The 11,888-nt window shown below is 27.9% G+C and carries 10 protein-coding genes; all 10 read right to left on the reverse strand.

What is annotated here, in order from left to right; translation table 11 throughout:
- Nucleotides 1-76 precede the first annotated feature (76 nt).
- The 10 genes from WAO56_RS12205 to WAO56_RS12250 all read right to left on the reverse strand — a co-directional run bounded on the left by WAO56_RS12205 (nt 77) and on the right by WAO56_RS12250 (nt 11,887).
- Nucleotides 77-1,669 carry a response regulator gene (locus WAO56_RS12205; protein WP_422144332.1) on the reverse strand — a complete coding sequence of 531 codons (1,593 nt, stop codon included), beginning with the start codon at nt 1,667-1,669 and terminating at the stop codon, nt 77-79.
- On the reverse strand, nt 1,663-3,375 hold the full coding sequence (locus tag WAO56_RS12210; protein WP_422144333.1) for a histidine kinase: 1,713 nt from the start codon (nt 3,373-3,375) through the stop codon (nt 1,663-1,665). Before WAO56_RS12210 ends, WAO56_RS12205 begins: the two co-directional genes overlap by 7 nt.
- Nucleotides 3,376-3,522: 147 nt before the next feature.
- The gene (locus WAO56_RS12215) at nt 3,523-5,262 is read right to left on the reverse strand and encodes a glycoside hydrolase family 2 protein (protein WP_422144334.1); all 1,740 of its coding nucleotides are present in this window, start codon (nt 5,260-5,262) and stop codon (nt 3,523-3,525) included.
- Between the two features lie 158 nt (nt 5,263-5,420).
- Entirely contained in the window at nt 5,421-6,605 is a 1,185-nt protein-coding gene (locus WAO56_RS12220) for an aspartate aminotransferase family protein (protein WP_422144335.1), read from the reverse strand.
- A gap of 10 nt (nt 6,606-6,615) precedes the next feature.
- Entirely contained in the window at nt 6,616-7,491 is an 876-nt protein-coding gene (gene argB / locus WAO56_RS12225) for an acetylglutamate kinase (protein ID WP_422144336.1), read from the reverse strand.
- The gene (gene argJ, locus WAO56_RS12230) at nt 7,488-8,708 is read right to left on the reverse strand and encodes a bifunctional glutamate N-acetyltransferase/amino-acid acetyltransferase ArgJ (protein ID WP_422144337.1); all 1,221 of its coding nucleotides are present in this window, start codon (nt 8,706-8,708) and stop codon (nt 7,488-7,490) included. The genes argB and argJ overlap by 4 nt, the downstream gene beginning before the upstream one ends.
- Nucleotides 8,709-8,724: 16 nt before the next feature.
- Nucleotides 8,725-9,765 (reverse strand): N-acetyl-gamma-glutamyl-phosphate reductase, encoded by a 1,041-nt coding sequence (argC, locus tag WAO56_RS12235; RefSeq protein WP_422144338.1) that lies wholly within the window; start codon nt 9,763-9,765, stop codon nt 8,725-8,727.
- Nucleotides 9,766-9,855: 90 nt separating this feature from the next.
- Entirely contained in the window at nt 9,856-10,740 is an 885-nt protein-coding gene (gene hslO / locus WAO56_RS12240; RefSeq protein ID WP_422144339.1) for an Hsp33 family molecular chaperone HslO, read from the reverse strand.
- A gap of 70 nt (nt 10,741-10,810) precedes the next feature.
- Nucleotides 10,811-11,014, reverse strand: a complete 204-nt coding sequence (locus tag WAO56_RS12245) for a cold-shock protein (protein ID WP_422144340.1) — start codon at nt 11,012-11,014, stop codon at nt 10,811-10,813.
- A gap of 141 nt (nt 11,015-11,155) precedes the next feature.
- Nucleotides 11,156-11,887: a class I SAM-dependent DNA methyltransferase gene (locus WAO56_RS12250; RefSeq protein ID WP_422144341.1), complete on the reverse strand. Its 732-nt coding sequence runs from the start codon at nt 11,885-11,887 to the stop codon at nt 11,156-11,158.
- Nucleotide 11,888: the final 1 nt, after the last annotated feature.

The raw sequence follows: 11,888 nt of genomic DNA on the forward strand, positions 1-11,888 counted from the left end.
AGACCATTAAAAAAACTATAAATATCTTTCACTTTTCTATCATCCATAAACTTAAAATAAAAAATTCAAAAAGAAATTAATTTTTCTTTTTGAATTTTGAAGGAGAACACCCATAATATCCTTTAAAAACTGTGCTAAAATACGAAGGATTAGAGTATCCACATTTTTCTCCTACTTCATAGGATTTTAAATTTGTATTCAACAAAAGATTTTTAGCATGTTCCATTCTAATATCAGATAGTATTTCTATAAATGTTTTTCCTAGTTCTTCTCTAAATAATAAACTTAAATATGAACTACTAACATAGATGTTTTTTGAAACATCCCCTATTGTAAAATCCTCCTTATAGTAATTATCATCAATATACTCTAAAGCTTTGTTCAATATATCTTTTTTTCTCCCTTGACCTGTTTTTTTAAACTCATTACCTATTTTAATACTTATATTTCTAAGGTTGTCCATCATAGTATCCCTTTTCCGTTCAGAAATCATTTTCTTTAATAAAATATCTGGATTTCCTATAATATCGTCAACTTTAACTCCTATTTCATCTGGTAGTTTAATAATTTCCCTATATAAATTATTAAAAATCATAACCCATTGTAAATACAAATTTATATTTCCCTTTCTTAATTTTTTATAAAACTCTTCTAACTCAGATAGAATTTCCTCCTCTTCTCCAGATCTTATTGCAGATTTAATTCTGGAACTATCGTAACTAAAAAAAGTAAAGTGTTCATTATTCCCATCCTTACTTAAAATTGGTGAAATATCCCAATAGTTTTCCTGTATAACCTTCCAATTATTTCTAGCTATGGAGTAAGATTGTTTAATCTTAAAAATACCTTTTCCAATACTTCCCTTAAATACTGTTCCTTTCATATTTTCTATTTGTTTATTTGTTATTTCAGTTTCTAAATTTTTTATTATATTAAGTATCTCTTCTTCAGAATCCCCATATACACATATTATCCGCTCACATAATTGTTCTTGAAGCACATATATCTGCTCAACTTCTCTTTGTAAGCTCTTTATTATAGAACCAAAATTTTTATCTAATTCCAATAATTCTAAATTTGTATATTCATTAATATAGGAAGCAAAGTTTTCTATTCCAACAATTATTATTGAAAAATATTTTTCCTCTAATTCTAAAGGGATTTGTTTCTTTCTTAATTCCTCATATGATAAATCTAAAACAAAAATATCGTTAATAATTTTATTAATTACCGACTTAAAAGAAGTTTCAGCAACATTTTGTAACCTATTTAACTCTTCTGCATGTTTTCTTTCTTCAGTAAATTGTTCTGCGATTTTTATCATTGTTGCATCTAGTTTTTTTAAATTAATAGGTTTTAATAAATAATCAACTACTCCAAATCTTAAAGCACTTCTTGCATATTCAAAATCATCATATCCACTAACAATTACCACTTTTATTAAAGGATATTTTTCATATATAATTTCCGATAATTCTATTCCTGTCATAAGGGGCATTCTAATATCAGTTATAACAACATCAATATTTTCTCTTTCTAATATTTCCAAAGCTTCCTTTCCATTACTAGCCTGTCCTTTAACTATATAACCTAACTTTTCCCAATTCATATACGTTGTTAAACCTATGCGTAATAATTCTTCATCTTCTACTATAAGTAAATTTAACATTTTTTCTCCTTTATTTTAGGTATTTCTATATATACTCGAGTCCCTTTATCTATTTCACTTTCATATTTTAATCCATATTGTTCCCCAAAGGTCATTTGTAATCTTCTTTGAACATTTATTATTCCGTAGGAGGAAGATGTAGTATCGATTCCATCTTTTAAGAACTTATTAATATTATCAAGCCTTTCTTTTGTCATTCCTACTCCATTATCTTCTACTATAAAAACCAATTTTTCACTATATTCTTTACCTGCTAGTCTTATGCTTCCTTTTTTATTAATATTGATTAAACCATGGTATAATGAGTTTTCAACTAAAGGTTGGAAGATTATTTTAACAATGGAGTAATCTAGTAAATCATCTGCTACATCTATTTCAAAGTTAATTTTGTCACCATATCTATACTTTTGAATTTTCATATACTCCACTACATGACTCAGTTCATCACTAACTGGTATAATTACCTTCCCCTTACTTAAACTCACTCTAAAAACAGTTGTTAATGCTTCTATCATGTCAGAAACAATGTCCAACCTATTTAGTCTAGCCATCCAATTAATTGAATCTAAAGTATTATATAAAAAATGTGGATTAATTTGACTTTGTAAAGCATTTAATTCCGCTGTTTCTAAAAGTATTTGTTGTTTCTTCTCCTTTTCTATTAATTCCTTTATCGTAAAAACCATATGATTAAAGGTATTAGTCAGTACTCCTATTTCATCTTCAGTTTCTACTTCTAGAGAAATATTGAAATTTCCCTTTTCAACTATTTTCATATTTTTAATAATTTTTTTAATAGGTTTTGTTATTTTATTAGCTGAAAACCAAATATAAAAGCAGCTAATAATTGCAACAATTACAAAAATAATTAATATATTATTTCTAATATTATATAATTCAGAGAAAACTATATTACTTTTAATAAAACCAATTAATTCCCAATTATTAACATCTATTTGTTTTTTTGAAATAAAATCCTCTTTTTCATATTTTATTTTTTCTAAGGATATACTTTCTTCTGTATTTTCCTGATTTGAATAACAAATATTATCATCTGCATTGGCAATATAAATACTTCCCTTATAGATGGTGCTTTCTATGAAAATATCGTTTAAGGTTGAGGTTAATACCTCAACAACAACAGCTCCTATAACTTCTGGAGAAATCCTATCTTGAATAGGAAATACTAAACTCAATGTTGGCTTATTTAAGTTCTTGACTAATAGGGAAGGATTATTCGGTTCAATCCATAAACTTTTATTCTCATTAACAACTTTTTTGTACCAATCAAAATTCCTATATTCCTCTTCCCTTAAGGATTTATTACTACCACGGAAAATAGAACCGTTTTCACCAAGAACAAATATACCATCTATTTGATTGGAGAATTGTTTCATATACAGGATTTTCTGATTATATTCTAATCGCTGCTTAAACATATCCTGTTTAGTTTCTGGTAGAGGTAATCTCAATGCTTTTTGAATTTCACTATCCATGGCTACCATTTCAGCAACATTTTCCATATTCATTAATAGATTACTCAAATCGTTTGCACTTTTATCAACAGCTGATTCTGTTGATGCAATTGTCATAGATTTAATATGGGATAATGAAATATTGTATATAATAAAAAACGAAAATAAGAGTATTGCAAACAAAACTAAACTACTTAGTAATATTTTAGTTCTAACGGACTTAAATTTCATATTTTTCTCCCTGTTATAATTTAATATAAAAAATCTCTATAAATATATTTTACTTATTTTTAACAACACTTAAAACTAGATTATCATATTTTAAGATTAATATCACTATCCATAAAATAAAAAGTCCCACCTGAGGTGAGACTTACTTTAAAGATTATTAACTTTCTTTTTATCATTTATTTCTTTTATCCTAGCTGGATTAAATTTAAATTCATGGTCTATATCCAATAATCCGTTGGTTTCTTGTTCAATATCTGTAGCTTGAGTATAGCAATAACCACAAATTATATCTGATTCATAAATAGAATCCATAATTCTCTCATAGGTGGAAATAAACTCCTCTTCACTTCTTGCAAAGGTATAACCCCAGTCATCTGAATTATCATTTGCCATTGAAATTCCACCAAACTCAGTAATCATAAAAGGTTCTCCATTATATTTAAAACCCTTAGCATAAGGTAGTTTTTCTACAATATTATGCATTTCATCAATGTTTTTTAAACTTCTAGAGAAAAGTTCATGTTGCTTATAGTCTTTGTCTACACCATGTTTATAGGTATGTAGGGCAGCAATATCTGTTACGGTTTGCTCCCAACCATCGTTACCTATTGCAAGTCTACTTTGGTCTAAACTTTTAGCTAAATAATATAAGGATTGGGAAAAAGCTTGTTGAAATAAATTATCATAAATTTTAGGTACTCCCCAGCTTTCATTTAACATTCCCCAAACTACTATACTTGGGCTATTGTAATCCCTTTTTATTACATCACACCATTCCTTAGTAAAATTACTTGCTGCTTCTGGAGTGTAACTCCAAAAACTTGCCATTCCAATCCAAACTAAAAATCCCAATTTATCTGCCCAATATAAAAATCTTGGATCTTCTACTTTTTCATGCTTTCTACATCCATTAAAGCCCATTTCTTTAAATTTAATAATATCGGTTTTATAATCTTCATCTTTAGGAGCAGTAATTAATCCATCCTTCCAATAACCCTGGTCTAAAATTAATTTATTATAATAAGGAAGATTATTTAAATAAAATTTTCCATTTTCAATGTGGACTTTTCTCATACCAAAATAGCTTTTAACTTGGTCTTTAATGATATTATTATTTAATAATTTTATTTCAACATCATATAAAACAGGATTTTCTGGAGTCCAATATCTACCAGTAAAATGAAAACTACCTTCCATTGCCCTATTTCCAAAAACGTCTATTACAATTTTATTTTGTAATTGATTACATTTAATTAAGGTATCATTAACTATTTCATCTTTAAATTTTATTTGAAAATTAACTTCACAGGGTAATTTACATTTTTTATCTAAGTCAAACCTTATTTCAACTTCTCCCCTATCTATATTAGGAGTCATATGAACATATGAAATATGTGAATCATCAACAGGTTCTAACCAAACGGTTTGCCATATGCCTGTACTTGGAGTATACCAAATAAATTCACTTTCCTCTTTCCAAAATTGTTTTCCTCTTGCAATTGTATCGTCCTTTAATGGATCGTAAACCTCTACTGTTAATACTTGTTCACCATCTTTTAAAAAACGTGTTATATCGAAACTAAAGGAGGTATTTCCACCTTTATGTGAACCTACTTTACTATTGTTAAGAAAAACCTCACAACTATAGTCTACTGCACCAAAGTGTAATATTATATTTTTTCCATTCCATTCACTAGGAATATTGAATTTTCTTTCATAGACTACAAAATCCGTTCTTATTCTTTCATTAATTCCACTTAATTTACATTGAGGAACAAAGGGAACATTTATTTTTGTATTTTTATCATCATACTTAAAGTCCCATTCTCCATTTAAATTAAGCCAGTCTTTTCTTACAAAATTTGGACGTGGATATTCTTTTCTCATAATATACCTCCTATAGATATTAATATTGATAATTTTATTATATCTAAATCTAAAAATAAAACATTTTAATAATATCTATACTTATATTGATAAACTATAATCTTTTAAATAAATTAAAAAACAAGAGCCTTTACTCTTGTTTTTGTTACAATATGAAATTAAAAGGATTTTTCTAATTTTTCTATCATTTCATCTATATTGTTGTTGTCTATTATTAATGGTGGTAAAAATCTTAAAACATTTCCTTCTGCTGTTCCTATAACTAATCCATTATCTAAAGAATTTTTTACTATATCTCCAGCTTTTTTATCGGAAGATAGTTTTAGTCCTCTCATTAATCCAATACCTTTTTTCTCTAAAATAAAATCATACTTGTTAACTAATTCATCTAATTTCTTTTCAAAGTACTCTGATGTTAGATTAACCTTGTCTATAATTTTATCTTCTTTAAAAATATCTATTACTGTAGAAATAGCTTTTCCAGCTAAAGGATTACCACCATAAGTTGTACCATGGTCACCTGGCTTTAATGAAGCTTTAGCAGCTTTCTCATTTAAAAGAAACGCTCCTACCGGAATTCCATTACCTATAGCCTTTGCAGTAGTTACAATATCTGGTTTTATACCTAATTCTAAATACCTATAAAAACTACCTGTTCTTCCTACTCCACATTGTATTTCATCTAGAATTAATAAAATATTCTTTTCATTGCAAATAGATTCTAATTCCTTTAAAAATTTACTATCTGCTACAGTTAATCCACCTTCTCCTTGAATAGGTTCTACAATTATTGCAGCAGTTTTTGAATTAATTAGTTTTTTAACACTATCTATATTATTTATTTCTGTAAACTTAACTCCTGGTAGTAAAGGATAAAAAGGCTCCCTGTAAGATTCATTACCTGTTACAGACAGTGCACCTATTGTTCTTCCATGAAAAGAGTTCTTAAATGCTATAATTTCATATTCATCTTTTCCATTTTTTTCATAGGCAAATTTTTTTGCTACTTTTAAGGCTCCTTCTATTGCTTCAGCTCCACTATTTGTAAAAAACACCTTAGACATTTTACTAACTTCTATTATTTTTTCTGCAGCAATTGCAATTTCTTCTGTATAAAATAAGTTAGAAGTATGTAGTAAATTTTCTACCTGCTCCTTAATACTATCTATGAATTTTTTATTACTATATCCTAAACCAATTACTCCTATACCACTTAAAAAATCTAAGTATTTTTTATTTTCATTATCATAAAGATATACATCTTCTCCCTTTTTAAAAACTACTGGGAAGCGATTATAGGTTTTTAAAATATTTTCTTCTGCTAAATCTATATATTTATCCATTACTACTCCTTTATCTATAAATTAATGTTCCTATACCCTTTTTAGTAAATATTTCCAATAAAAGACTATGCATTTTTCTACCATCTAAAATATGGACTCTTTTTACACCATTTTTAGCCGCCCTAATACAATTTTCCATTTTAGGTAACATTCCACCATTAATTTTTCCTTCCCTAATTAATTTTTGTGAATCACTTACCGATATTCTGGAAATTAAGGAACTCTCATCATTAAAATTCAAATAAAAACCTTCTGTATCCGTTAAAAAAGCAAGTTTTTCAGCTTCTAAAGATATTGCTATTTCACTAGCAGCCTCATCGGCATTTATATTGTACATCTTATAATTTTTATCTAATCCTATAGGACAAATAACCGGTACATAATCATCTTTTAGTAAAGTATTAATTAATTGTGTGTTCACCTTTGTAATATCTCCGACAAATCCTATATCTACATTATCTATTTCCTTCTTTTTAACACGTAACATAGAGCCGTCTTTTCCACTTAATCCTACTGCCTTTACTCCTAAGCTTTCCATATGGGAGACTAGGCCTTTATTAACTCCTCCAAGAACCATTTCTACTATTTTCATTGTGTCTGAATCGGTTATTCTAAATCCATTATAAAATTCAGATTTCATTCCATTTAATTCAACCCATTTAGTTATTTCTTTTCCTCCACCATGGACAATTACAGGATGAATTCCAACGGATTTTAACAAGGCAACATCTCTCATTACACTTTCCTTCAGAGTTTCATCTAACATAGCTGAACCACCATATTTAATTACAATTACCTTGTTATGAAATTTTTGTATATAGGGTAAAGCTTCAATTAAAATATTGGCCTTATCCTCCACTAAATTTGAATTTAAAGTATCTATCATGATCTATACTCTCCGTTTATTTTTACATATTCATAGGTTAAGTCACAACCCCAAGCCGTTGCTTCGTAACTTCCTTCTTTTAGATTAATTAATGCTAAAACTTCCTTTTGGGATAATATTTCTACAGCCTTTTCTTCATTAAAATTTTCAGCTACTCCATTTTTAACAATTTCTATATTTCCAGCCTTACTTATGAAATTTAAATCTACCTTAAAAGGATCAAAGTTTTCTCCTGCATAACCCATTGCACAGAAAATTCTTCCCCAATTAGCATCATTTCCAAATAATGCTGCCTTAGTTAAATTAGAAGTTACAACTGATTTAGCAAGTTTTTTAGCTTGATTTGTAGAAGAGGCTCCTTTAATCTTAACTTCAAATAATTTTGTTGCACCTTCCCCATCTTCAGCGATTTTTTTCGCCAAATAAGTTAGAACATATTTTAAGGCATCTTTAAATTTTAAAAATTCTTTATCTTCCTTAATAATTTTTTTATTTTCTGCTAGTCCATTAGCCATAACTAAAACTGTATCATTTGTAGACGTATCTCCATCAACTGAAATCATATTAAAAGTATCTTCTACTATTTCTTTTGTACATTCTTTTAAAAGTGAATCATCAATATTAACATCTGAAGTAATAAAAGCCAACATAGTGCACATATTTGGGTGAATCATTCCTGAACCCTTACATATACCAGCTATTTTTACTATTTTATTATCTAACTCTAGTTCAACTGCTATTTCTTTCTTTTTAGTATCTGTAGTTAAAATAGCATTTGCTGTTAAATTAGCACTTTCCTCTGAATTATTTAAATTATCTTTTAATAATTTAACGCCTTTCTTTATTTTATCCATTGGTAATTTAGAACCTATTAGTCCTGTTGATGCCAGTAAAATAGAATTCTTATCTAAAGCAAAAATTTTCTCAGCTTCAATTGCAGTTTCTTCACAATCCATTAGTCCTTCTTTACCTACTGCTGCATTAGCAATACCACTGTTAATAATTACCAGCTGAGATTTTAAATTATCTTCAACTATTTTTCTATCCCAAACTACCGGTGCTGCTTTTACTATATTTTGTGTAAAAGTACCAGCTATACTTGCTGGTACTTCACTGTATATTGCAGCCATATCCAAACTATCGACTTTTATTCCCGCCTTAACTCCTGCAGAATAAAAACCCTTTGGAGAAACAATACCTCCCTTAATTTCTCTCATATACACTCCTTATCTATTATGGGAACAAAGGAATTTGTTCCAATCCCTCATTCTCTTTTAAACCATACATTATATTCATATTTTGTACAGCCTGCCCTGCTGCACCTTTTATTAAATTATCTATTGCAGAAACAACAATTACTCTGTTTGTTCTACTATCAATTTTAAAATTAATATCTACAAAGTTACTACTTGAAACCCACCTAGTTTCTGGAAATACATTTTCATCTAAAAGTCTAATAAAAAACTCATTACCATAATATTTATTATAAATTCCCTTTATGTCAGAATAATTTAAATTATCTAATAAATTTAAATAGGAAGTAGTTAAAATACCCCTGTTCATAGGAACTAAATGGGGAGTAAAATTCACTAAAACATCTTCCCCGGCTCCATAGCTAAGTTGTTCCTCAATTTCTGGTGTATGTCTATGATTTGTAATTCCATAGGCCTTAATACTTTCATTTACTTCACAGAATAAGGTCGAAACCGAACTGCTTCTTCCAGCTCCTGATGTACCTGATTTTGCATCAATTACAATACTATTTAAATCCACTACTTTTTCTTTAACTAGTGGGTATAGGGAAAGAATAGATGCTGTAGTATAACAGCCTGGATTAGCTAAAATTCTAGTTTCTCTAATTTCTTCTCTATTAATTTCACACAGACCATATACTGCTTCACCAATATAGTCTGGAGATTTGTGGTCTAAATTATACCATGCCTTATATATTTCTAGATCTTTAATTCTAAAATCAGCACTTAAATCAATTACTTTTACCTTACTTAAGAGTTCTTCATTTATTATTCCCGAACAATACCCTTGTGGAGTAGCAGTAAATATTAAATCTACTTCATCAGCTAATTTATTAATATCTCCTCCAACACATTTCTTATCTAATAGTTTAAAAAAATTACCATAGATTTTATGGTAATCCTCTCCAAGATAACTTTGTGAATATAACCATTTAATTTCAACTTCTTTATGCTGTAATAACAACCTTACTAATTCTCCACCAGCATAACCGGTTGACCCAACAATTCCAACTTTTATCATTTAATTCATCCCTTATATAAAATATTTAATATATTATATCATAAATAATAACAATCTTCTATAATTCATTAACGGCAAAAAAAGCAAGGACTAAATCCTTGCTTTCTCTAGTAAATCTTTAATTTCTTCTTCAGAAAAATTATATTTTTTATTACAATAACTACAGGTTAATTCAATATGATGATCTTCTTCTATTATTTTATTAAGTTCCCCTTCTCCAATAGATAATAATGCATTTTCTATTCTATCTCTATTACAGTCACATTTATAGTTTCTATCTTCTATTTCTAAAACTTCAACTTCCATTTCCTTGAAAAATATATTTAAAATTTCCTCAGGAGATTTATATTGGTTAAATAATGAACTTACTGATGGAAGATTATTTATACATTTTTCCAACATATCTATATCTTCATCTGTATAACCAGGTAAGGCTTGAATGAAAATACCACCTGCTGATTTTACTGAATAGTCAGTATCAACTAAAACACCTAGAGTAACTACTGTAGGTAGCTGATCTGATTGATAGAAATAATTTGCAAAGTCCTCTGCTATTTCTCCTGAAATTAAGCTTGTTTGACCTGTATAAGGTTCGCCAAAGCCAAAATCATGTATTACTGCCAATGCTCCATTTTTCCCTACAAAAGAGCCTACATCCAATTTGCTATTTTCAGCAATACTTGGAATATCTATTTGAGGATTTTGAATATATGATTTTATGTTTCCTTTAGAATTTATTTCCGAAATAAGCATTCCAGAAGGACCATCACCCTTAATTTTTAAAATAATTTTTTCTTTTTCATTTTTTATATCCGAGCCCATTATTGCTGCCATAGTAGTTAATCGACCTAATGCAGCTGTGGCAGTTGTAGAAGTATTATGAGTTTTTCTCATTTCTTCTATTATCTCAGTAGAATTTATAATAAAAAATCTTATTGTTTCCTTTTTATTAATTGCCCTATATAATTTACTCATATATCCTCCAATTACAAAAGCCCCTAAATAATTAGGGGCTTTGGTTTACTTCTAAAAATATTTCTGTAATTTATAACTTAACTACATTAGAAGCTTGTGGACCTTTTGTTCCTTCAACTACTTCGAATTCAACATCTTGTCCTTCATCTAAAGTTCTGAACTCTCCATTATCTTCTAAAGCTGAATAATGAACGAAAACGTCTTCTCCTTCTTCTGTAGATATAAATCCAAATCCTTTAGTTGCATTAAACCATTTTACTTTGCCTTTAGCCATTAAAAAAATCCTCCAAAAAAAATAAACGAACTCAACGATAATGTCCATCGTTGATACGCGTAGCTTTGCTACAATTCAACTATACCATATTTAATTCTAAATTGCAAGAAATACTAAAACGTACATATTATATTTTATAGATTATTTAATAGCTGTAAACAAAATTCTTTGGGTTTTTTCATTAACCTTATTTCCACTATCGAAGTCTTTAAAAGAAATATTTCTAAAACCAACTTTTTTTAATAATTCTATTATAAAGTCTAGGGAATAAATTTTTTCACTTTGCTCTTCTCTTATTCTTCTGTATAATCCATTTTCCTCTATAAAAAAATCTAAAACAAAATCAACTATATTTTCTTCTTCATCTAAAAAATTTTGCCATGTATAGAATATATTTTCATGTTCAAATACAAAGGTATTATTTCCTAGAACTTCCATTAATTTATTTTCAGAATTAATATCAAAAATAAAAGCAGAATCTTTTTTTAAACTATTATAAACATTTTCAAATGCTAGTAACAATTCTTTCTCATCTAATATATAATTTATTGTATCTAGTGTACTTATAGCTAAATCAAAGGAATTTTCTAAAGTAAAATCTATAATATTTGCGTTTAATAAGCTTATGTCCTTTTTACCTATAAGATTATTACTGGCAATTTCCAGCATTTTTTGACTTAAGTCAATTCCAATATAGGAATCTGTTTCAAAATTCATTCTTTTAGTTAAATTCCCAGTACCTATTCCTATTTCCAGTATATTTCTTGGAATAATATTATATTTGTTTAATTCTATCTTTATAGTATTGTAATAGAAATCATAATCTATATCAAAAACTAATTTATTGTAAATTTCTGCAAAGTCACTATACATA

Origin of the sequence: Miniphocaeibacter sp. (genome assembly GCF_049276255.1) — a bacterium.
Taxonomy (GTDB): domain Bacteria; phylum Bacillota; class Clostridia; order Tissierellales; family Peptoniphilaceae; genus Miniphocaeibacter.

Bases quoted from the DNA above. Each gene is read 5' to 3' on its own strand.
- WAO56_RS12205 (WP_422144332.1), bottom strand. From the start codon at position 1,669: ATGTTAAATTTACTTATAGTAGAAGATGAAGAATTATTACGCATAGGT.
- WAO56_RS12210 (WP_422144333.1), bottom strand. From the start codon at position 3,375: ATGAAATTTAAGTCCGTTAGAACTAAAATATTACTAAGTAGTTTAGTT.
- WAO56_RS12215 (WP_422144334.1), bottom strand. From the start codon at position 5,262: ATGAGAAAAGAATATCCACGTCCAAATTTTGTAAGAAAAGACTGGCTT.
- WAO56_RS12220 (WP_422144335.1), bottom strand. From the start codon at position 6,605: ATGGATAAATATATAGATTTAGCAGAAGAAAATATTTTAAAAACCTAT.
- argB (WP_422144336.1), bottom strand. From the start codon at position 7,491: ATGATAGATACTTTAAATTCAAATTTAGTGGAGGATAAGGCCAATATT.
- argJ (WP_422144337.1), bottom strand. From the start codon at position 8,708: ATGAGAGAAATTAAGGGAGGTATTGTTTCTCCAAAGGGTTTTTATTCT.
- argC (WP_422144338.1), bottom strand. From the start codon at position 9,765: ATGATAAAAGTTGGAATTGTTGGGTCAACCGGTTATGCTGGTGGAGAA.
- hslO (WP_422144339.1), bottom strand. From the start codon at position 10,740: ATGAGTAAATTATATAGGGCAATTAATAAAAAGGAAACAATAAGATTT.
- WAO56_RS12245 (WP_422144340.1), bottom strand. From the start codon at position 11,014: ATGGCTAAAGGCAAAGTAAAATGGTTTAATGCAACTAAAGGATTTGGA.
- WAO56_RS12250 (WP_422144341.1), bottom strand. From the start codon at position 11,887: ATGTATAGTGACTTTGCAGAAATTTACAATAAATTAGTTTTTGATATA.